General features: G+C 72.5%; 22 protein-coding genes. 8 read left to right on the top strand and 14 right to left on the bottom strand.

Translation table 11 applies throughout. The features are described 5' to 3' along the window. Positions 1-108: 108 nt before the first annotated feature. On the top strand, positions 109-1,683 hold the full coding sequence (lnt, locus tag SCAB_RS36710; protein ID WP_013005165.1) for an apolipoprotein N-acyltransferase: 1,575 nt from the start codon (positions 109-111) through the stop codon (positions 1,681-1,683). Here lnt and SCAB_RS36705 read toward each other — a convergent pair. Beyond that, the gene (locus SCAB_RS36705; protein WP_013005164.1) at positions 1,629-2,537 is read right to left on the bottom strand and encodes a Gfo/Idh/MocA family protein; all 909 of its coding nucleotides are present in this window, start codon (positions 2,535-2,537) and stop codon (positions 1,629-1,631) included. The genes lnt and SCAB_RS36705 overlap by 55 nt on opposite strands. Before the next feature lie 73 nt (positions 2,538-2,610). Here SCAB_RS36705 and SCAB_RS36700 point away from each other — a divergent pair, with 73 nt between their 5' ends. Both SCAB_RS36700 and SCAB_RS36695 read left to right on the top strand, forming a co-directional pair. Further along, entirely contained in the window at positions 2,611-3,123 is a 513-nt protein-coding gene (locus SCAB_RS36700; protein ID WP_013005163.1) for a DinB family protein, read from the top strand. A 144-nt stretch (positions 3,124-3,267) separates the two neighbouring features. Next, positions 3,268-3,780 carry a lipoprotein gene (locus SCAB_RS36695; RefSeq protein WP_013005162.1) on the top strand — a complete coding sequence of 171 codons (513 nt, stop codon included), beginning with the start codon at positions 3,268-3,270 and terminating at the stop codon, positions 3,778-3,780. A gap of 27 nt (positions 3,781-3,807) precedes the next feature. Here the strand turns inward: SCAB_RS36695 and SCAB_RS36690 are convergent, their stop codons facing one another. From SCAB_RS36690 to SCAB_RS36660, 7 genes are all read right to left on the bottom strand, one after another. Then, the gene (locus SCAB_RS36690) at positions 3,808-4,350 is read right to left on the bottom strand and encodes a hypothetical protein (RefSeq protein WP_049875893.1); all 543 of its coding nucleotides are present in this window, start codon (positions 4,348-4,350) and stop codon (positions 3,808-3,810) included. 197 nt (positions 4,351-4,547) lie between these two features. Then, positions 4,548-5,231 carry a uracil-DNA glycosylase gene (locus SCAB_RS36685; protein WP_013005160.1) on the bottom strand — a complete coding sequence of 228 codons (684 nt, stop codon included), beginning with the start codon at positions 5,229-5,231 and terminating at the stop codon, positions 4,548-4,550. 132 nt (positions 5,232-5,363) lie between these two features. Next, complete coding sequence (locus SCAB_RS36680) at positions 5,364-6,944, bottom strand: ABC transporter substrate-binding protein (protein ID WP_037729140.1); 1,581 nt, start codon at positions 6,942-6,944, stop codon at positions 5,364-5,366. A gap of 188 nt (positions 6,945-7,132) precedes the next feature. After that, entirely contained in the window at positions 7,133-7,900 is a 768-nt protein-coding gene (locus tag SCAB_RS36675) for an SDR family oxidoreductase (RefSeq protein WP_013005158.1), read from the bottom strand. Positions 7,901-7,912: 12 nt separating this feature from the next. Next, on the bottom strand, positions 7,913-8,674 hold the full coding sequence (gene fabG, locus SCAB_RS36670) for a 3-oxoacyl-ACP reductase FabG (protein ID WP_013005157.1): 762 nt from the start codon (positions 8,672-8,674) through the stop codon (positions 7,913-7,915). 176 nt (positions 8,675-8,850) lie between these two features. After that, complete coding sequence (locus SCAB_RS36665) at positions 8,851-9,261, bottom strand: DUF3037 domain-containing protein (RefSeq protein ID WP_013005156.1); 411 nt, start codon at positions 9,259-9,261, stop codon at positions 8,851-8,853. Continuing rightward, complete coding sequence (locus tag SCAB_RS36660) at positions 9,258-10,013, bottom strand: HipA family kinase (RefSeq protein WP_013005155.1); 756 nt, start codon at positions 10,011-10,013, stop codon at positions 9,258-9,260. Before SCAB_RS36660 ends, SCAB_RS36665 begins: the two co-directional genes overlap by 4 nt. A gap of 201 nt (positions 10,014-10,214) precedes the next feature. Between SCAB_RS36660 and SCAB_RS36655 the strand changes: the two genes are divergently transcribed. Then, positions 10,215-10,715 (top strand): Rieske (2Fe-2S) protein, encoded by a 501-nt coding sequence (locus SCAB_RS36655; protein WP_037729138.1) that lies wholly within the window; start codon positions 10,215-10,217, stop codon positions 10,713-10,715. On the opposite strand, the gene SCAB_RS36650 is transcribed toward SCAB_RS36655, so the two are convergent. After that, entirely contained in the window at positions 10,702-11,376 is a 675-nt protein-coding gene (locus tag SCAB_RS36650; protein ID WP_013005153.1) for a cysteine hydrolase, read from the bottom strand. The two genes, SCAB_RS36655 and SCAB_RS36650, sit on opposite strands and share 14 nt — an antisense overlap. A gap of 109 nt (positions 11,377-11,485) precedes the next feature. Here SCAB_RS36650 and SCAB_RS36645 point away from each other — a divergent pair, with 109 nt between their 5' ends. Further along, a complete protein-coding gene (locus SCAB_RS36645; RefSeq protein ID WP_037729353.1) occupies positions 11,486-11,947 on the top strand; it encodes a pyridoxamine 5'-phosphate oxidase family protein in 462 nt (153 codons plus the stop codon). Positions 11,948-12,020: 73 nt separating this feature from the next. Here SCAB_RS36645 and SCAB_RS36640 read toward each other — a convergent pair whose 3' ends face one another. Then, positions 12,021-12,929, bottom strand: a complete 909-nt coding sequence (locus SCAB_RS36640) for a LysR family transcriptional regulator (RefSeq protein WP_013005151.1) — start codon at positions 12,927-12,929, stop codon at positions 12,021-12,023. A 74-nt stretch (positions 12,930-13,003) separates the two neighbouring features. On the opposite strand from SCAB_RS36640, the gene SCAB_RS36635 reads away from it, so the two are divergent. Further along, positions 13,004-13,933: a DMT family transporter gene (locus tag SCAB_RS36635; RefSeq protein ID WP_013005150.1), complete on the top strand. Its 930-nt coding sequence runs from the start codon at positions 13,004-13,006 to the stop codon at positions 13,931-13,933. A gap of 15 nt (positions 13,934-13,948) precedes the next feature. Here the strand turns inward: SCAB_RS36635 and SCAB_RS36630 are convergent, their stop codons facing one another. After that, positions 13,949-15,280, bottom strand: coding sequence for an aminotransferase class I/II-fold pyridoxal phosphate-dependent enzyme (locus SCAB_RS36630; RefSeq protein ID WP_086022910.1), 1,332 nt, complete (start codon positions 15,278-15,280; stop codon positions 13,949-13,951). A 35-nt stretch (positions 15,281-15,315) separates the two neighbouring features. Here SCAB_RS36630 and SCAB_RS36625 point away from each other — a divergent pair, with 35 nt between their 5' ends. Then, entirely contained in the window at positions 15,316-16,002 is a 687-nt protein-coding gene (locus SCAB_RS36625) for a pyridoxamine 5'-phosphate oxidase family protein (RefSeq protein ID WP_013005148.1), read from the top strand. A gap of 48 nt (positions 16,003-16,050) precedes the next feature. Here the strand turns inward: SCAB_RS36625 and SCAB_RS36620 are convergent, their stop codons facing one another. Together SCAB_RS36620 and SCAB_RS36615 are read right to left on the bottom strand one after the other, a co-directional pair. Then, positions 16,051-17,049: an EamA family transporter gene (locus tag SCAB_RS36620; RefSeq protein WP_037729137.1), complete on the bottom strand. Its 999-nt coding sequence runs from the start codon at positions 17,047-17,049 to the stop codon at positions 16,051-16,053. Between the two features lie 52 nt (positions 17,050-17,101). Further along, entirely contained in the window at positions 17,102-17,644 is a 543-nt protein-coding gene (locus SCAB_RS36615; RefSeq protein WP_013005146.1) for a Clp protease N-terminal domain-containing protein, read from the bottom strand. A 343-nt stretch (positions 17,645-17,987) separates the two neighbouring features. On the opposite strand from SCAB_RS36615, the gene SCAB_RS36610 reads away from it, so the two are divergent. Continuing rightward, a complete protein-coding gene (locus SCAB_RS36610; RefSeq protein WP_013005145.1) occupies positions 17,988-18,416 on the top strand; it encodes a type II toxin-antitoxin system Rv0910 family toxin in 429 nt (142 codons plus the stop codon). A gap of 116 nt (positions 18,417-18,532) precedes the next feature. Here SCAB_RS36610 and SCAB_RS45530 read toward each other — a convergent pair whose 3' ends face one another. Further along, the gene (locus SCAB_RS45530) at positions 18,533-19,171 is read right to left on the bottom strand and encodes a PadR family transcriptional regulator (RefSeq protein WP_078580248.1); all 639 of its coding nucleotides are present in this window, start codon (positions 19,169-19,171) and stop codon (positions 18,533-18,535) included. Between the last annotated feature and the right edge of the window lie 3 nt (positions 19,172-19,174).

Raw genomic sequence — 19,174 nt, 5'->3', positions numbered from 1 at the left:
CTCCCTCCCGTCACCGCCGCACCATCCCCACCCCGCCCACGCCCCCTGTCGGAGATCGTCCCCGGCGCGCACACTGGAGGGACGCACCGGGTGGCAGGGAGGCGCTGTATGAGGACGCCGGACTGGATCGCCTCCCCGTGGCGGCGACGGTCGGCCGTCGTCGTGGCGGGCGCCCTGCCCGTGCTCGCCTTCCCCGCTCCGGGCCTGTGGTGGTCGGCGTACGGGGCACTGGTGCCGTGGATCCTGTTGCTCCGCGCGGCCCCGACCGGCCGTCGGGCGGCGTACGACGGCTGGCTCGGCGGCTTCGCGTTCATGCTGGCGATGCACCACTGGCTGCTGCCGAACCTCCACGTCTTCACCTTCCTCATCGCCGGCCTGCTGGGCGCCTTATGGGCGCCCTGGGCATGGCTGGCGCACAGGTTCCTGGCCGGTTCGCCCTCGTCCGGGCGGGTCGCCGCCGCGCTGCTGGTCGTGCCCTCGGGCTGGCTGATGATCGAGCTCGTCCGCTCCTGGCAGGGCCTGGGCGGGCCTTGGGGCCTGCTGGGGTCCAGCCAGTGGGAGGTGGAGGCGGCACTGCGGCTGGCCTCGGTCGGCGGGGTCTGGCTGCTCAGTTTCCTGGTCGTGGCCGTCAACGTGGCGGTCACCGTGCTGGTTTCGGTACGGGCGTCCCGGGCGCCGGCGCTCGCCGGTCTGGTCGTCGTGGCGGTCGCGACCTCGGCGGTGTGGCTGTGGTCGCCGCGCCCCGACGTCCGGGGCGAGGTGCGGATCGCCGTCGTCCAGCCCGGCGTGACCGACGGCCCCGACGCCCGGTTCGCCCGTGAGGAGGCGCTCACCCGGCGGCTCGCCGGACAGGACGTCGATCTGATCGTGTGGGGCGAGAGCAGTGTCGGCCACGACCTGGCCGACCGCCCCGACCTGTCCGACCGGATCGCCGCGCTGGCCCGCGCGGCGGACAGCGACATCCTCGTGAACGTCGACGCCCGCCGCTCCGACCGTCCCGGCATCTACAAGAGTTCGGTGCTCGTCGGCCCGGACGGCCCCACCGGCGACCGGTACGACAAGATGCGCCTGGTGCCCTTCGGCGAGTACATCCCGATGCGCTCGCTGCTCGGCTGGGCCACCTCGGTCGGCGAGGCGGCCGGCGAGGACCGCCGGCGCGGCACCGAGCAGGTCGTGTTCGACGCCGGGAAGGGACTGCGGATCGGCCCCATGGTCTGCTTCGAGTCCGCGTTCCCGGACATGAGCCGTCAGCTCGCCCTGGACGGAGCCGAGTTGCTGCTCGCCCAGTCGGCGACCTCGTCGTTCCAGCAGAGCTGGGCACCCGAACAGCACGCCACGCTGGCCGCGCTGCGGGCCGCGGAGACCGGCCGCCCCATGGTCCACGCGACACTGACCGGCGTCTCGGCGGTGTACGGCCCGTCCGGCGAACGGGTCGGCCCGTGGCTGGGCACGGACGCGAGCGAGGCGGCGGTGTACCGGGTGCCGATGGCAGGCGGTACGACGCCGTACGTCCGCTTCGGCGAGTGGCCGGTCCAGGCCGCGCTGCTGGTCCTGGTCGCGTGGGGCGCCGTCGAGGGCGTACGGGCCCTGCGGCTGAGGCGGCAGGCGGGTCCTCGACCGCCAGCGGCTCAGTCGGCGGACCCCTCCTCGACCGCCCGCACCACCCGCTCGCACAGCTCGTGAGTGGCCAGGGCGTCCCGGGCGCTGAGCACCCTGCCCGCGCCCACGGCGTCGAGGAAGGCGAGGACGGCCTGTTCGACGCCGCGCTGCCGGGCCACCGGCACCCAGTCGCCGCGCCGCCGCACGGACGGCTGCCCCTTGTGGTCGACGACCTCGGCGAGGTTGACCACCTGCCGTTTGGTGTCCTGCCCCGAGACCTCCAGGATCTCCTCCGCCGAACCGCTGAGCCGGTTCATGACGCCCAGCGCGGTGAACCCGGCCCCGGAGAGCTGCAGGACGACATGGTGCAGCAGCCCGCCCTCGGTGCGGGCCCGCACGGTCACGTCCTCGACCTCCCCCGGCACCAGGAACCGCAGGGTGTCGACGACGTGGATGAAGTCGTCCAGGATCATCGTGCGCGGCAGCTCGGGCAGGCCGATGCGGTTCTTCTGCATGATGATCAACTCGCGCGGATGGTCGGCGCACTGGGCGTACCCGGGCGCGTACCGCCGGTTGAAGCCCACGGCGAGCGCGACGTTCCGCTCCTCGGCGAGCCGTACGAGCCGTTCCGAGGAGGCGAGTTCGTACGCGAGCGGCTTGTCGACGTACGTGGGCACGCCCGCCTCGATCAGCCGTTCCACGATCTCGGGATGGACCAGGGTCGGCGCGTGCACGAAGGCCGCGTCCAGGTCCTGGCCGAGCAGCGCGTCGAGATCGGTGTGCCGCTGCCCGGGCGGGAGGTGCAGGCCGTCGGCCACGCGGGCGAGCGTGGCCGGGGTCCGCGTCTGCAGGTGGAGTTCGAGCCCCGGCCGGGTTCCGAGGACCGGGAGATACGCCTTCTGCGCGATGTCGCCGAGCCCGATGCAGCCGACCTTCACTGGGGTCTCCCGTCCACGGTGTGCCGTCGAATTGCCTCGTCGGCAGCATACGGGGACTGCCAGGATGGCCGTCATGACCACCGAGCGCACTGAACCCTCCCTGACCGCCGACGAACGGACCATGCTCGAAGGCTGGCTCGACTACCACCGCGAGACACTGGCGATCAAGTGCGCGGGCCTGGACGACGCCCGGTTGCGGACCGCTGCGGTGCCGCCCTCGGAGCTGTCCCTGCTGGGGCTCGTCCGGCACATGGCGGAGGTCGAGCGCATCTGGTTCCGCAAGGTGCTCGTGGACGACGACCGGGGGCCGATCTACTTCAGCGAGGAGGACCCGGACGGGGAGTTCCATCTGACGGAGGCGGACACCTGGGAGGAGGCGTACGGCACCTGGCAGCGGGAGATCGCGGCCGCCCGGCGCAACGCGGAGGGGTTCGCCCCGGCCGACGTCGCCAGGGCCGTGCACCGGCGGACGGGCGAGGCACCCAGCCTGCGCTGGATCTACACCCACATGATCGAGGAGTACGCCCGCCACAACGGCCACGCCGACCTGCTCCGGGAGCGCCTCGACGGAACCACCGGCTACTGAGACGGAACCGGCGTCCACCGAACGGACCTGCCCCCGCATCGCCCACGGCCCCGGCGTCGCCCACGGTCCCCGGCGTCACCCGTGTGGGGGCATCATCCGCCCGTACCCTCCCCAAAGTCGCCCGGACGCAGCAGAGTTGCGCGCGTGCATCGACCGACCACCACCGCAACCGCAACGCTCCTGGTCACCGTGGCCGTCTCGGCCCTCAGCGGCTGCGTGACCACGCACCGGCCGCCCCCGCCGCAGGCGTCGCCCGTTCCGTCCCTGCCGTCCGAGCCCCGCCCGGACGGTACCGGCGGCACAGCGATCGTGCAGGCGCCGGCGCGGGAGGCGCTGGAGCTGATCGGCCCGCCGAGGAACCCCGCCCCGAGCGCCCCCACCACGCCCGGGCCCGCCGCGCCGGCCACCGCCTCCACCGACCCCCGGCCCGCCGCACCCGCTCCCGCGCCGCCGCCACGCGGGAAGCGCCAGGCTCCTCCCGAGCGGTACGGCCCGCCCCCCGGGTCCCGGCCGCGCCTCGACGTCCCGCCCCTCCCCGAGAACCTTCCGGCCCGGCCGCCCGGGAACTCCGACGTGTGCGCGCTCGGCCACAAGTACGGCGGCTGGGGCAGGGACACCCCGCAGGCGGCCATCTGCAGGGACGTCTACGGGCGCTGATCCGCGCCCCTCCGCTCTCACGCGAGCCTAGGGCCGCTGTCTCGGCGGCCCCGGCACGTCCCCTCCGCCGGGGCCCGCCTCGTCGAGCCGGGCCTCCAGGCGGCCCAGCGCGGTGCGGATGCCGTCGCCGTGCACACCGTCGTCCAGCACGGCCAGCGCGGCCCGGGCCAGCCGCAGATGGCTGCGGGCCGCGGCGGGGCGGCCCAGCTTGGCGTAGTCGGCGGCGAGGCTGAGGTGGAGCGAGGGATAGAAGGCACGCACCGCCAGCTCGTCCGGGCACTCCTCGGCACGGCCCCCGGGGCGGTCCGCGAGGCGGACCGCGGGCCGGTCCGTGGCGTGCCCGGCGCGCCGGCCGCCGGACAGCTCGTCGGCGGCCGACAACGCCCGCAGGTCCCAGGCCAGCTCGGTGTCCGGATCGTCCTGGGTGTCGGCCATGTAGTGCGCCAGCGTGCAGCGGTGGAGCGGGGTGCCGTCCTCGCCGATCTCCGCCCACAGCTGCAGCAGGCGGTGCCGGGCCTCCTCGCGGTCACCCCCGTGGTGCAGCATGACCGCCTGCCCGATCCGGGTCATCAGGGCGTCCGGTGCCACCTGCTCCTGTCGCTCCACCGCGTCCTCCGCACTCGTCGCCCCCTGGTCCGCCTGTCCCTCCCGACGCTAACGGCAGGTACCGGCATTCCCGGGCAGGCGGCCCCGTACGGCCGCGCGGGCGCCCCGGCGGCCGTACGGCGGACGGGCCGGCACGCGGTGGAGCGCGGACGAACCACGCGTCAGCCGAGGTTGGGGATCGTCCAGTCGATCGGCTCGTGGCCCTGCCGGGCGACGGCCTCGTTGATCTGCGTGAACGGCTGGGAGCCGAAGAACTTCTTGGCCGACAGCGGCGAGGGGTGCGCGCCCTTCACCACGATGTGGCGCTCCTCGTCGATCAGCGGGAGCTTCTTCTGCGCGTAATTGCCCCACAGCACGAAGACGGCCGGGTCGGGCCGGTCGGCGACCGCGCGGATCACGGCGTCGGTGAACTTCTCCCAGCCCTTGCCCTTGTGCGAGTTGGCCTCGCCGGAGCGGACCGTGAGGACCGCATTGAGCAGCAGCACGCCCTGCTGGGCCCACGGCATCAGATAACCGTTGTCCGGGATCGGGGTGCCCAGTTCGGCCTGCATCTCCTTGTAGATGTTGCGCAGGGAGGGCGGGGTCTTCACCCCCGGCCGCACCGAGAAGCACAGGCCGTGGCCCTGGCCCTCGCCGTGGTACGGGTCCTGGCCGAGGACGAGGACCTTCACGCTCTCGTACGGCGTGGCGTCGAGTGCGGCGAAGACCTGCTCACGGGGAGGGTGGACGGGACCCTTGGCACGCTCCTCCTCGACGAACTCGGTGAGTTCCTTGAAGTAGGGCTGCTGCAGCTCGTCCCCCAGGACCCCGCGCCAGGACTCGGGCAGCATGGCGATGTCGGTCACGTCAACTTCCTCCGGTGTGCGCTCACTTCACGGCCGCGGAGCACGCGGCCATGGGCAGCCGCGCGAGGCGCGGCCGCCGTCAGAGCACAGAACCTACAGGCGCCCACTGACAACGGGCGCCCGCACCCGGAATTACCAGCTGGTCTTCCAGGAGAGCTGCCACATGGTCATCATCGTCGCGGGGTCGATGACGTTCTCCAGTCCAGCGATCTCCTCGTTCGCGGCCGTGTACGCCTTGCCCTGCCAGAGCGGGATCAGACGGGCGTCGTCCACGAGGATCTGCTGGGCCTCCTCGAACTCCTCGGAGACGGCCCCGCGGTCGCTCTCGGCGCGCGACTCGGGAAGCAGCTTGTCGGTGATCTCCGGGGTCTTGTACGGGGTGCCGAGCGCGTTCTGCTCGCCCACGAACGGGGCGATGAAGTTGTCGGCGTCGTTGAAGTCGGGGTTCCAGCCACGCCCGAAGATGGGGTACTCGCCCTTCTGGTAGCCCTCCGAGTAGGTCTTCCAGGGACGGCTCTTGAGCGTGACCGAGAACAGGCCGGACGCCTCCAGCTGCCGCTTCAGCTCCTCGAAGGCCGGCTTGGTCTGGGAGCCGTACCGGTCCGAGGTGTACCAGAGCGTGAGAGGAACCGTTTCGGTGATGCCCGCCTCGGTCAGGATGGACTTCGCCTTGGTCGCGCTGGGGTTGCCGTAGTCGTCGAAGAAGCCGGTCGTGTGACCCACCAGACCCCTGGGGATCATGGAGTAGAGCGGCTCGACGGTGTCCTTGTAGATGTTGTGGGCGAGCGCCGGCCGGTCGAGGACTTGGGCGATCGCCTTGCGGACCGCGGGGTTCTTCGCCCAGGGGTCCTTGGGGTTGAACACCAGGTAGCTGATCTCGGTGGTGGGGCTCTCCACGATCTGGAGGTTCTCGTCGTCGTGGTGGGTCTGGATGTCCACGATGTCCGCGGCGCCCAGACCCCGGTAGATGACCGAGATCTTCTTGTCCTTGAGGGCCTTGACCATCTGGTCCGACTGCCCGAAGTACTCGATGGTGACGGCGGAGTTCTTGCGGTCGGCGAGGCCCTTGTAGTTCTCGTTGCCGACCAGCTCGGCCTTCTTGCCCTCGTCGTAGGAGTCGAGGTCGTAGGGCCCGGAGCCGGTGATCTCGGTGCCCTCGCGGAGCTTGTCCGCGGGATAGTCCGCGGGGTCCACGATCGACATGGCGGGCGTGGTGAGCACCAGCGGGAAGGTCGCGTCGGGCTGGCTGAGGTGGAAGACGACCTCGCGGTCGCCCTTCGTCTGCACGCGGGAGAGGGTGGTCAGCAGACCCGCGGGACCGCCGTTGACGTTGATCTTCTTGATCCGGTCGAACGAGTACTTGACCGCCTGCGCGTCCAGCGTGTGGCCGTTGGAGAACTTCAGGCCCTCGCGCAGCGTGCAGCTGTACACCGTGCTGGTGCTGTCCGTGAACTCGCAGCTCTCGGCGGCGTCGGGCTCGGGGTCGGAGCCGCCGGGCGCGTAGCCGAGCAGGGGTTGGAAGACGTTGCGCATCAGCTCCCAGGAGCTGTCCCAGGCCGCGGCCGGGTCCAGGGTGCTCGGGGCGCTGGTGGTGCCCACCACGATGGGGTCCGCGTCGTCGGGGGCGTCCGAGGAGAACACACCACATCCGGTCACCATGGATATGGACGCGATCACCGCGAGTGGCGGCAAGTATCGGTTCCGGTTGAACACGCGCATGCTCCTCGAAATGCCGTACCAAGAGTGGGCGAACGATACCGCAGGCCCCGCGAGCTGCTCCCGCTCGGCCGACGAAGCCCTTGATCAGTCCGCGAGTGACGGCGTTGTCGAGCCCCGGTGAGGGGTGCGGACGGGCGCCGGAGATGTTCGGTGAAGCATGCACCGGCGCCCGCCGTACTCTGTCAGGCGACCCCCGCGTTGAGGAAGATGCCGCCGTCGACCACGAGCGTCTGGCCGGTGATCCAGTCGGACTGCTCCGAGGTGAGGAAGGCCGCGGCGCCCCCGATGTCGGAGGGCACGCCGAGCCGGGCGAGCGGGTAGGCCGCGGCGGCCTCGGCCTCCCGGCCCTCGTAGAGGGCCTGCGCGAACTTGGTCTTCACCACGGCGGGCGCGATCGCGTTGACCCGGACCCCGGGCGCGTACTCGTGCGCCAGCTGCAGGGTCAGGTTGATCATGGCGGCCTTGCTGATGCCGTAGGCGCCGATGAACGGCGACGCGGAGACCCCGGCGACGGAGGCGATGTTGACGATCGCGCCGCCGTTCTCCTTCTGCCAGGCGTGCCAGGTCCGCTGGGCGAAGCCGAGGGCCGAGACGACGTTCGTCTCGAACACCTTGCGGGCGACGTCGAGGTCGAGGTCGGCGATCGGCCCGAAGACCGGGTTCGTGCCGGCGTTGTTGACCAGGAAGTCGATGCGGCCGAAGGCGTCCATCGTGCGTTCTACGGCGCGTGCCTGGTGGGCCTCGTCGTGGGCCTTGCCGGCGACACCGATGACCCGGTCGGCGCCGAGCTGCTCGACGGCCTTCTTGAGCGAGTCCTCGTCGCGGCCGGTGATGCAGACCCGGTCGCCGCGCGCGACGAGGGCCTCGGCGATGCCGTGGCCGATGCCGCGGCTGGCGCCGGTGATGAGGGCGACCTTGCCCGAGAGTTCGGGGAGTTGCACCGAAGTCATGTTCCCGTTCCCCTAGTTGAGCGGTCCGCCGGCCACGTACAGCACCTGGCCGGAGACGAACCCGGCGTCCTCGCCGGTGAAGTAGGCGATGGCGCCGGCGATGTCCTCGGGGCGGCCCACGCGCTGGACGGGGATCTGGGTGGCGGCGGCCGCCTGGAAGTCCTCGAAGCCCATGCCGACGCGGGCGGCGGTGGCGGCGGTCATGTCGGTGACGATGAAGCCGGGCGCCACGGCGTTGGCGGTGACGCCGAACTTGCCGAGTTCGATGGCGAGGGTCTTGGTGAAGCCCTGGAGACCGGCCTTGGCGGCGGAGTAGTTGGCCTGGCCCCGGTTGCCGAGCGCGGACGACGAGGACAGGTTGACGATCCGGCCGAACTTGGCCTCGACCATGTACTTCTGGACGGCCTTGGCCATCAGGAAGGCGCCCCGCAGATGCACGTTCATGACCGTGTCCCAGTCGGACGCGCCCATCTTGAACAGCAGGTTGTCGCGGAGCACGCCCGCGTTGTTCACCAGGATGGTCGGGGCGCCCAGCTCCTCGGCGATCCGGGTGACGGCGGCCTCGACCTGGGCCTCGTCGGAGACGTCGCAGCCGACCGCGAGCGCCTTGCCGCCGGCGGCCGTGATCTTCTCGACGGTGTCCTTGCACGCGGCCTCGTCGAGGTCGATCACCGCGACGGCACGGCCCTCGCCGGCCAGTCGTACGGCGGTCGCGGCACCGATGCCGCGCGCGCCACCGGTGACCACGGCGACACGCTGCTCAGTGGTGGACATTGCTGGTTCTCCTCGCCCTTGGGGTGCGGCTCCTGCGGCACGCCCCGATGAATGAGCGACCGCTTAGTACCTTCAGCACACGTGACGCTAGAAGTCCTGGCACCCGGTGTCAACGTTCCACCAGGTGTGATCCCTTACTCGGCCCCGACCGGGCCCGTCGACGCGCCGCGCGCCCGTCACTTCACCAGCAGGGCGAGCAGCCGCTCGGCCTCCGCCGCCGGATCCGCGGTGAGCCCCGTGTGCACGGGCCCCGCCCGGACGACCGTGGAGCGGGGCGCGACCAGCCACCGGAACCGCCGTCCGGCGTCGTCCCCCGCGGCCTGCCCGGCCGCGTCCCCGCCGGCGCACACGCCCTCGACGGCGCGCAGCGCGGCCCGTACGCCCCCCACGTCCGCCCCGGGGTCCAGGGCGAGGAGCTTGGCCTCGTCCAGATGCGTACGGGCGGCCACCAGGGCCCGGGAGCGGCTGTAGACGAGGACGCCCGCGTTGAAGCACTCCCCGCGCTCGATCCTGGGCACCACCCGCAGCAGCGCGTACTCGTAGACGTCCTGCCCGGTCGCCCCGGTGCTCAGGAAGCGGTCGCTCACGTGATCCCCTCGATGCGTTCGTGGATGTCGGCGGCGCGGGCGAGCAGCGGTTCGGCGTACGCCCGCCGCAGCGCGTCCGCGGTCGCGAAGCCGGGTTCGCCGGTCAGCCAGACGTCCGGGATCCGGGCGGTCACCTCGGCGAGCAGGTCCTCGGTGACGAGAGGCGCGAGCTCGGCGGCGGCCACGGCGACATCGGGGGCGAAGCGCGCCAGGGCATGGTCGGCGGCGGCGTACGGCTTGGCCGCGGAGGCGCGGGCGCCGGGCCAGTGGTGGTGCCAGATCATGGTGGCGCCGTGGTCGATGAGCCACAGCTCGCCGTTCCGGATCAGCAGGTTGGGGTTGCGCCAGGATCGGTCGACGTTGTTGATCAGCGCGTCGAACCAGACGACCCGCCCGGCCTCCTCGGGGCTCACCGCGAAGGCGAGCGGGTCGAAGCCGATCGCGCGGGCCAGGAAGTCCATGCCCAGGTTGGTGCCGCCGCTGGACTTGATCAGCTCCTGCACCTGCTCGTCCGGCTCGCCGAGGCCGAGGACGGGATCGAGGTCGAGGGTGACCAGGCCGGGCACGCGCAGACCGAGCCGCCGGGCCAGCTCGCCGCAGACGACCTCCGCCACCAGCGTCTTGCGGCCCTGCCCCGCGCCGGTGAACTTCAGGACGTACGTGCCGCGGTCGTCGGCCTCGACGAGCCCCGGCAGCGAACCGCCTTCCCGCAACGGCGTGATGTACCGGGTCACGCTGACTTCCTTGAGCATCGCCCCAGGCTACCGGCGTGCCGCGGGCACCCGGAGGCGACCCGTCCGCCGCCGGACCGGATCGACAGCTTCCGGACAGCTGCTTTTGACGTCGGCATGACCTCGGACAGGTCAGGATGTGCACCCTGTCTGAACGTTCGAGCACAGCCCCGACGTACCCATGGGCGACCGTGCAGAGCCATCTCGGGAGGAACCTCCGGCATGACCAGCGAAACGAACACACCCGCTTCGATCCCGGGCCGTCGCACCGTCATGGCGGCGGCGGGCGTGGCAGGACTCGCCGTCGCGCTGACCGCGTGCGGATCGGAGGACGCCCCGTCGACCTCGACCTCGAACTCGTCCGGTGCCGGAGCGGGGGCGGGCGGCGACTCGACCGCGGAGGCGAACGGCGGCAGCACGAGCGGCGGCGCCGGCGGCACGGCGATCGCCAAGACCTCGGACATACCCGAGGGCGGCGGCAAGATCTTCGAAGACGAGGGTGTCGTCATCACCCAGCCGGAGGCCGGCCAGTACAAGGCGTTCTCCGCCACCTGCACCCACCGCGGATGTGCCGTGAAGTCGATCGCCGACGGCGTGATCAACTGCCCCTGTCACAACAGCAACTTCTCGATCGCCGACGGCAGTGTGAAGAGCGGCCCGGCCACGAAGCCGCTGCCGGCCAAGAAGGTCAGTGTCGCGGGTGATTCGATCACGCTGGCCTGATCCTCGTCAGGCACGCCAGCACCTCGTCGGTGGTCGCGATCGTGGCGACCAGTGCGAGGGTGTGGCGGATCATCGCGGGGGTGTAGTCGGCAGGCACCCCCGCGATGGCGTCCCCGGGGACGACGACGCGGTAGCCGCGGTTCACCGCGTCGAACACGGCGTTCGGCACGGCCACGTTGGCCGAGACCCCGGTGACGATCAGTGTGCGGCACCCCAGATTGCGCAGCAGCGCGTCCACGTCGGTGCCCGCCAGCGGCGACAGCCCGTGCAGCCGCCGTACGACCAGGTCCTCCTCGGCGACCTCGACGGGCGGGGCGACCCGAACGGCCTCGGTGCCCGTCAACTGCCGTACGGGCAGCCGTTCCGCCGCACGGAACAGGCGGGCGTTGCGGTTGGCCCCCCGTCCGTCGGGCCGCCGTTCGGCGACGGCGTGCATGACCTGCACCCCGCTCCCGTGGGCCGCGTCGACCAGCCTGGCCACGTTGGCGAGCGCCCCCGACGAGCGTGCCTCGCGGGCGAGTTCGGGCAGCGCGCCGTCCGGCCCGACGACCCCGCGCTGACACTCGACGGTGAGCAGGACGGTGGTGGCGGGTTCGAGCAGCCCGTCCAGTTCCCGCCGTCTCCTGGAGTCGCTCGCGTCCTCGTTGGCGTACGACGGCATGCCGTTTCCCCTTGTCGCCGGCGATCGGGCGGGCGAGCGTAACGCCCCTTGCACATGGACGGAAGACGGCCGATGCTCTTCTGACGCCACGTCAGTGAAGGGGATGTCCATGACCGCCACGCAGCGCCGGGGCCGGAAGATCATGATGGAGCCCGCCGAACTCGACGAGTTCCTCGGCGCGCAGCGCACCTGCCGCGTCGCGACGGTCTCGTCCGACGGCTCCCCCCACATCAGCCCGCTCTGGTACGTCTGGGACGGCACCTCGCTCTGGCTCTACTCGATCACCCGCAGCAAGCGGTGGTCCGCGCTGCGCCGCGATCCGCGCTGCGCCGTCGTGGTCGACGCGGGCGAGGAGTACGGCGAACTGCGCGGTGCCGAGCTGTCCGGCACCGTCGAGTTCGTGGGCGAGGCACCTCGCACGGGCGAGCCGGTTCCCGAACTCGTCGAGGTGGAGCGGCGGTTCGCCCGCAAGAACTTCGGCATCGACGAGATGCCGCACGACGGCAGACACGCCTGGCTACGCCTGACGCCGGACGCGATCGCGTCCTGGGACTTCCGCAAGTTGGGATAGACCCCGGCCGGAGCACCTCCCGAGGCACACCGCCCGCCGGGCCCGGTCCCCGGACAGGGGGGCGGGCGCCCGTTCACCCCGAACCGCACGCGGCCCCCGCCGCCCGGAGCGCCTCGACCGCCGCCCTGATCGACGGCCGCCGGTCGGCGTCCGCACGCCATACGGCGTAGACGCTCCGGTGGACCCGGGGGCGCACGGGGACCGTCCGCATCCGGGCCGGCATCGGGTCGCGGCCGAGCCGGGGTGCGATGCAGACACCCAACCCGGCTGCTACCAGCGCCAGTTGGGTGTGGTGCTCACCGGCCCGGTGGGCGATCTGGGGCTCGATCCCGTTGGCACGCAGGGTGTAGAGCAGCCATTCGTGACAGAACTCCCCCTCGGGCCAGACGACCCATGGCTCCTCGGCCAGCTCCCGCAGGTCGATCTCGTCCCGCCCGGCGAGCGGGTGGTCGTCGGGCAGCGCCACCTCCACCGGGTCGTCGAGGATCGCGGCCCTGGCGAGGCCCTCGGGGACGGGCAGCGGCTTGTTGTACCAGTCGAGGACGACCGCCAGGTCGGCGTCGCCCCGGACCACCGCGTGGATGGCGAGTTCGGGCTCCAGCTCCCGTGAGCGCACGCGCAGCGCCGGATGGTCGTCCCGCAGTGCGCGGAAGAGGGCGGGGAACAGTCCCCGGACGGCCGTGGGGAACGCGGCCAGCCGCAGTTCGCCGACGACCTGCCCGCGCTGTGCCTCCAGGTCCGCCTGGGCCAGCTCGACCTGCGACAGGATGCGCGCGGCGTGCTCGGCGAGCAGCCGCCCCGCATCGGTGAGGCGCACGCCCCGCCCGTTCTTGGCGAGGAGCCGCTGTCCGACCTCCCGCTCCAGCTTGGCCATCTGCTGCGAGACGGCCGAGGTCGTCACATGCAGCCCCTCGGCCGCCCCGCTGACCGAACCGTGCCGGGCCAGCGCGTCGAGGGTACGCAGCCTCTCCAGATTCAACATGTAAGCGATGCTACGAGATTTAGCGCATGAATTCTCGCTTGTGCTACAAGATTGCCGGGCGCCATGGTGGGCGCATGACCACCGCCACGCCCACGCGCACCTCCGCCTCCCTGCCCGGACGCGCCCGCGTCACCGTCGACTGGCGCCTGCGTTTCGCCTTCCTCTCGCTCGTCTGGGGCTTCAGCTTCCTTCTGATCAAGGTGGGCACCCAGGCGTACGCGCCGTTCCAGGTCACCTTCGGGCGGCTGCTGTTCGGCACGCTGGTGCTCGCGGTGGCGATGGCGGTGAAGCGTGAGCGGCTGCCGAGCGGCGCCCGCACCTGGGGCCATCTCGCGGTGGCGGCCCTGCTCCTCAACGCTCTGCCGTTCTCCCTCTTCGCCTACGCGGAGCTGACCATCCCCTCCACGCTGGCGGGCATCTGCAACGCGACCTCGCCGCTGTGGGGGATGGCACTCTCCCTGGTGGCCCTCTCGGAGGACCGCCCGACCCGGGTCAGGGTCGCCGGTCTCGGCCTCGGCTTCCTCGGCGTGCTCACCGTGCTCGGCGCCTGGCAGGGCTTCAGCGGCCTGGACGCGCGGGGCACCATGATGGCGCTGTTGGCCTCCCTCAGCTACCCGGTCGGCTGGATCTACGTCCGCCGCACGCTGGCCGGCAGCAGCACCTCGCACCTGTCCCTCACCGGCGCCCAGCTCCTGCTGGCCACCGCTCAACTGGCCTGCGTCACCCCGCTGTTCACGACCCTGCCGAGCAGCTTCCCGGTCCTGCCCCTGCTGGCGGTGGTAGCCCTGGGCGTCCTCGGCACGGGTGTCGCCATGCTCCTCCAGTACGGCCTGGTCTCCGAGGTCGGCCCGACCACCGCCCAGATGGTCACCTACTTCATCCCGGTCATCGCCACGGCCGCCGGTGTGGTCCTGCTCGGCGAGTCCCTGGCCTGGTCGACGCCGGTCGGCGCGGTGATCGTCCTGGCGGGAGCCGCCCTGACCCAGGCCAGGCCGCGCTCCTGACCTTCCCGGGCGCCCTCACACCCGGCCGCCACCGGAGCCCGGCCGCACCGCCGCGGCCACCGCCTCCGCCACCCTCCCGATCTCCTCCTCGGTGAGGGCGGAGACCGTGATCCGGATCCCCGGCGGGGCGCTCATGCGGAAGCGCGCGCCGGGCGCCACGGCCCACCCCGCGTGGAGCAGCCGGGCGACCGCGCCGGTCTCGTCCGGGACCCGGACCCACACGTTCATCCCACTGGCCCCGTGCGCCTCGACCCCGTGCCGGGCGAGGGCGCCGATCAGCGCGTCGCGCCGCCTCCCGTACGCCGCCGCCACGGCCGCGGCGTCCACCCCGCCGCCGGTCCACAGCCGTACGACGGCCCGCTGCACCAGCCGGCTCACCCAGCCCGGCCCCAGCCGCTGCCGGCCCCGGACCCGGTCGACCGTGACGGCGTCCCCGGTGAGCACCGCGACCCGCAGGTCGGGGCCGTACGCCTTGGCGACCGACCGTACGAAGGCCCAGCTGCGGGTGGCCCCGGCGAGCGGATGGAGGGGCTGGTCGACGATCCGGTGGCCGTGGTCGTCCTCGATGAGCAGGGTCCCGGGATGCTCCTCCAACACGGACCGCAGGGCACGCGCCCGTGCGGCGCTCACGGCCGCACCGGTGGGGTTCTGCGCGCGGTCGGTGACGATCAGGGCCCGCGCCCCGGCCTCCAGCGCCCCGCGGACGTCGTCGGCGAGCGGCCCCTCGTCGTCGACGCCGACCGGCACCAGGCGCAGCCCGAGGGCCGGTACGAGGTCGAGCACGCTGCCCCACCCCGGGTCCTCGACGGCGACGGCGTCCCCGGGCTTGAGGTGGGCGGCCAGGACGCGTTCGATCGCGTCGAGCGAACCGGAGGTGACGGCCACCGGCCCGTCCGGCACCCCGTCGGCGTCCAGCTCGGCCCGCGCGATGCGGGCCAGCTCGGGCTCCACGGAACCCGCCCCGTACAGCACCGGCTCGCGGTCGCCCTGCCGGGCGGCGGCCGCGAACGCCTCGGCGAGGGACGGCAGCAGGGCGGTGTCGGGATTGCCGTCGGCCAGATCCCGCACGCCCTCCGGCACCTCCACCCGGATGTACTCGCGCCCCGTCGTCGCCGGCCGGGGCCGCACACGGCTCCCCCGCCGACCGGCCGTCTCGATGACCCCGCGCTCACGCAGGGTGCGGTAGGCGGCCGCGACCGTGTTCGCGTTCACCCCGAGCCTCTCCGCCAGCTCCCGCATGGGGGGCAGCAGCTGACCGGGGGGCAGCTCACCCGCACCGACCGCCCGCTCGACGCTCGCCGCGATATCCGCCGCGCGCCGCCCGGCGATCATGTATTCTCCTAGCACAAACAAAACTATGCACTAGTGCAATGGGGAGCGCAATGACGGGGACACCGCAGCCGACGACACCGGCGGCCGCCGCCTACCACCCCACCGACCGCACCGCCCCCACCCGGGGCAGGGAGAAGGCGTCGTACGACAGGGAGCTGGTCCACGCGATACTCGACGAGGGGTACGTCTGCCATCTCGGGTTCGTCCGCGACGGCGCCCCGGTGGTGCTCCCCACGCTGTACGGCCGGGTCGGCGAGACGCTCTACGTGCACGGTTCGACGGGTTCGCGCCCGCTGCGGATGACGGGCCAGGCCGACCCGGGACTCCCGGTGTGCCTGACGGTGACCCACGTGGACGGGCTGGTCCTGGCCCGCTCCGCCTTCCACCACTCGATCAACTACCGCTCGGTGGTGGTGCACGGCATCGCCCACGAGGTCACGGACCCGCAGGAGCGGCGGATCGCCCTGGACGCGCTCGTCGACCACGTCGTACCGGGCCGCTCGCGGGACTCCCGGCCCGCCAACCCCAAGGAGTTCGCGGCCACCGCCGTGATCCGCCTCGACCTGAACGAGGTCTCGGCCAAGACCCGCACCGGCGGCGTCAACGAGGAACCCGAAGACGTCACCCTCCCCCACTGGGCCGGCGTCGTCCCCCTGCGCAAGGGGTACGACACCCCGATCCCGGAGCCCGACCTGCCCGCCGGCACGGAGCTCCCGGACTACCTCAGGAGCCTGTAGGACGCGCCCCCGGGCCCGCCTCGACGGCGAGGCGCCACCCCGGGGCCTTCAGGGGCGCACCGACAGTTCCGGCTCGGCCTCCTCCTCGACGGCCCCGGCCGGCGGTCGCGACACCGTCTCCCCCACCGCGGACCGCTGCGCGACGAACGCCCCGACCAGCACCACCGCCCCGCCCAGGATCTGCGGCGCCGACAGATGCTCCCCCAGCAGCACCCACGCGAGCACCGTCGCCACGACCGCCTCCAGGCACCCCACGACCCCGGCCACCTGCGGCGAAAGCCGCCGCACGGCCACCACCCCGGTCCCGTACGCGATCACCGTGGCGAGCAGCACCACCCAGCAGAGCAGCACCCACGCCGGAACGGCCGTACCGTCCATCGACGCATCACCCCCGAGCACCCCCCACTCCATCCCCCACGGCCGCGCCACCACCGTGAGCACCACGGCGCCCACCAGCAGGCCGTAGGCGATCACCCCGAGCGGATCCGGCGCCCCGGCCCCCTCGTCGCCGCCCTGGTCGGACAGGACGAAGTACCCGGCCTGGCAGCAGGCGGCCCCGAACGCCAGCAGCAGCCCGAGCGGGTCGAAGCTCAGCCCCGACCAGATCTCCACGACACAGGCGAGGCCGCCGACGGCGAGGACGACACCGACCGCGGCGGCCCGCGTCACCGGCCGCCGCTGCACGAACCGCACCCAGCCGAGGACGATGGCCGGTCCGAGGTACTCCACGAGGAGCGCGACACCGACGGGGATCCGGGAGATCGAGGCGAAGTAGAACGCCTGCACACCGGCCACGGCGAACAGCCCGAACCCGACGAGCAGCGCGGGCCGCCTGCGCACCAGATCGCGGTGGCGCACGGCCAGCGGCAGCATCACCAACGCGGCACCGACGACCCTCAGCCACACCACGTGCAGCGGGTCGAGCCCGGCCTCGATGAGCGGCTTGGCCGCCGTACCCGATCCGCCGAAGGCGACCGCGGATCCCAGCGCGAGCACCAGCCCGACGCCACGCCCGCGATGCCCCTGACTCCCCTGAGACGTATGCACCGCCCCATGATGTCAGCCGACGACAGGAGCGTCACCCCCGATGACTCCTGTCTCAGTGGCTGGACGGGGGCGGAGCGTTATCGACTGCACCCCCGTCACCGGTCTCCGCGCCGCACTCCGTGGCGCCGCGCCCGCCGGCCTGCGCGATGCGTCGCGCCACCGCCTCCCCGTCGACCCCGACCTGGCCCAGCACCTCCACGGCCCGCGAACCGCCGGCCACGACGAGCACCGCGAGAAGATCGACGCCGTGGGCCGACTCCGCGCCGCGCAGCACGGCACGGTCGTACGCCCGGGTCATCGCCCGGGACGCCACGGGCGACCAGCCGGGCCTGCCCGGCCCGTCCGGGACGGCACCGGCGTCCTCGACACCGATCCGCCAGCGCAGCCCGTACCCGATGCTGCGCTGCACGAGATAGCCGAGGAGCCGGGCGACCTGCGGACCGTCGAAAGCGGCACGGACCTCGGGGTCCGACTCCACGAGGGAGTGCAGCAGATGGGCGGTGTCGATCTGCCGGTCCCCGTCCCGCAGGGCCCGTCTGCGCGCACCGGCGACCACCGAGGCCAGCTCATCCGTGAGCACGCCCTCGATCTCCACGCGATCCGGACCATGGTCTACGGCCGACTGCCGGGGAATACGGGGTAGCACGCCTCCCACCCCATCAGCCCCGGTACCTCCGGGACATCCACGGGAGGAAGCATTTTCGCCTCCGGCACAGGTTGCGCAGGGAGGAGCCGCATCTCCTCCCTACGGATGAGATCCCACCCGCTCGCCTCAGGGGCGCGCACCGCCCTGCCCCGCGCCCAGCACGGCACCGGACCGGCCACCGGACACCAGACACCAGACACCAGACACTTCCTGACGGTTCATCAGTATTGAATGTTCCGGGCCTCGCGGCTACGTTCCGCGACACCACCGTCCGAGACGAAGGGGTTGTCGCATGGCCGACGTCAGCGCCGAGGCACGCATCGAGGCACCCGCCGAGCAGGTCTGGGCCCGGCTCGTCGACTGGCCCTCGCACGGCGAGTGGAACACCACCCACACCGGCTTCCCCAAGGGCGGCCCCGAGGTCCTCACGGTCGGCGGCACGTTCCAGGAGAACCTCAGGATGATGGGCTTCCCCGCCGAGGTCGAGTGGACCATCGCCGAACTGGAACCCGCCCGCACCCTGGCCCTCCGCGGCAAGGGCCCCATGGCCGTGGACCTCGCCACCCGCTACACGCTCACCCCCGACGGCGACGCCACCACGGTCCGCATCGACGGCCGGTTCACCGGCGCCGCCGTCTCCCTGATGGCGGGCAAGCTCAGGGACTCCGCCACGGCCGCGCTCGCCGAGTCCCTGCGCAAGCTGGGCGGCCTCGTGACCTGACCGCACGCCCGCCCGCACCCCCGCCCGCCGCTCGCACGCCCCACGCACACGAAAGCGCCCCGCGGAGATCCCTCTCCACGGGGCGCCCTCTCGTAGCGGTCACCCGCACACTGCCGTCAGTCCTCGTCGGCGAGGATGAGGTACAGCTTCTTGCGGGCTTCGTTGATCACCGTCAGCGCCTTGTCGCGCTGATCCTTGTCACCGGTCTTCCAGACCTGGCCGAACGCCTCCATCAGACCGAAGCCGGCCTGCCGGATCTCGCTCAGCGCCTCCCAGTCGACCCCGCGCGAGGCCTCTTCCCACGGGGCCTCCGGCCCCTCGTCGGCCGCGGCGCGGCCGGCCTCGGTGAGCGAGAACAGCTTCTTGCCGCCCTCGCTCGCACTGGCGATCAGCCCCTCGTCCTCCAGCAGCTGAAGGGTGGGGTACACCGAACCGGGGCTGGGCTTCCACGCCCCGCCACTGCGCTCGGCGATCTCCTGGATCATCTCGTAGCCGTGCATGGGCCTGTCCTTGAGAAGGGCCAGGATCGACGCGCGCACGTCGCCCCGCCTCGCCCTCCCCCGAGGGCCGCCCCGGCCGCGCCCACCCCAGGGGCCTCCACCGAAGGGCCCGAACGGTCCGGGGCCACCATGGCCCGGCCCGAACGGCCCGAAGGCGGCGCGCAGCGCCTCGGCGTCATCTCGGCCGCGGGGGTGCTCCCCACCACGGCGTCCATGTCCACGCTCGAATCCGAAGTCCTGTCCACGGGAACGCATCGC

Origin of the sequence: Streptomyces scabiei 87.22 (genome assembly GCF_000091305.1) — a bacterium.
In the GTDB taxonomy this organism is placed as follows: domain Bacteria; phylum Actinomycetota; class Actinomycetes; order Streptomycetales; family Streptomycetaceae; genus Streptomyces; species Streptomyces scabiei.
The sequence above is the reverse complement of the archived record's forward strand: the minus strand, read 5'-3'. Positions and strand labels throughout refer to the sequence as shown.

What these genes read in the sequence shown, in the direction of transcription:
- SCAB_RS36700 (WP_013005163.1), top strand. Translation starts at nt 2,611, where the DNA reads ATGACCACCGAGCGCACTGAACCCTCCCTGACCGCCGACGAACGGACC.
- SCAB_RS36640 (WP_013005151.1), bottom strand. Translation starts at nt 12,929, where the DNA reads ATGTTGAATCTGGAGAGGCTGCGTACCCTCGACGCGCTGGCCCGGCAC.
- SCAB_RS45530 (WP_078580248.1), bottom strand. Translation starts at nt 19,171, where the DNA reads ATGCGTTCCCGTGGACAGGACTTCGGATTCGAGCGTGGACATGGACGC.
- SCAB_RS36625 (WP_013005148.1), top strand. Translation starts at nt 15,316, where the DNA reads ATGACGGGGACACCGCAGCCGACGACACCGGCGGCCGCCGCCTACCAC.
- SCAB_RS36635 (WP_013005150.1), top strand. Translation starts at nt 13,004, where the DNA reads ATGACCACCGCCACGCCCACGCGCACCTCCGCCTCCCTGCCCGGACGC.
- SCAB_RS36650 (WP_013005153.1), bottom strand. Translation starts at nt 11,376, where the DNA reads ATGCCGTCGTACGCCAACGAGGACGCGAGCGACTCCAGGAGACGGCGG.
- lnt (WP_013005165.1), top strand. Translation starts at nt 109, where the DNA reads ATGAGGACGCCGGACTGGATCGCCTCCCCGTGGCGGCGACGGTCGGCC.
- SCAB_RS36610 (WP_013005145.1), top strand. Translation starts at nt 17,988, where the DNA reads ATGGCCGACGTCAGCGCCGAGGCACGCATCGAGGCACCCGCCGAGCAG.
- SCAB_RS36675 (WP_013005158.1), bottom strand. Translation starts at nt 7,900, where the DNA reads ATGACTTCGGTGCAACTCCCCGAACTCTCGGGCAAGGTCGCCCTCATC.
- SCAB_RS36655 (WP_037729138.1), top strand. Translation starts at nt 10,215, where the DNA reads ATGACCAGCGAAACGAACACACCCGCTTCGATCCCGGGCCGTCGCACC.
- fabG (WP_013005157.1), bottom strand. Translation starts at nt 8,674, where the DNA reads ATGTCCACCACTGAGCAGCGTGTCGCCGTGGTCACCGGTGGCGCGCGC.
- SCAB_RS36660 (WP_013005155.1), bottom strand. Translation starts at nt 10,013, where the DNA reads ATGCTCAAGGAAGTCAGCGTGACCCGGTACATCACGCCGTTGCGGGAA.
- SCAB_RS36645 (WP_037729353.1), top strand. Translation starts at nt 11,486, where the DNA reads ATGACCGCCACGCAGCGCCGGGGCCGGAAGATCATGATGGAGCCCGCC.
- SCAB_RS36690 (WP_049875893.1), bottom strand. Translation starts at nt 4,350, where the DNA reads ATGACCCGGATCGGGCAGGCGGTCATGCTGCACCACGGGGGTGACCGC.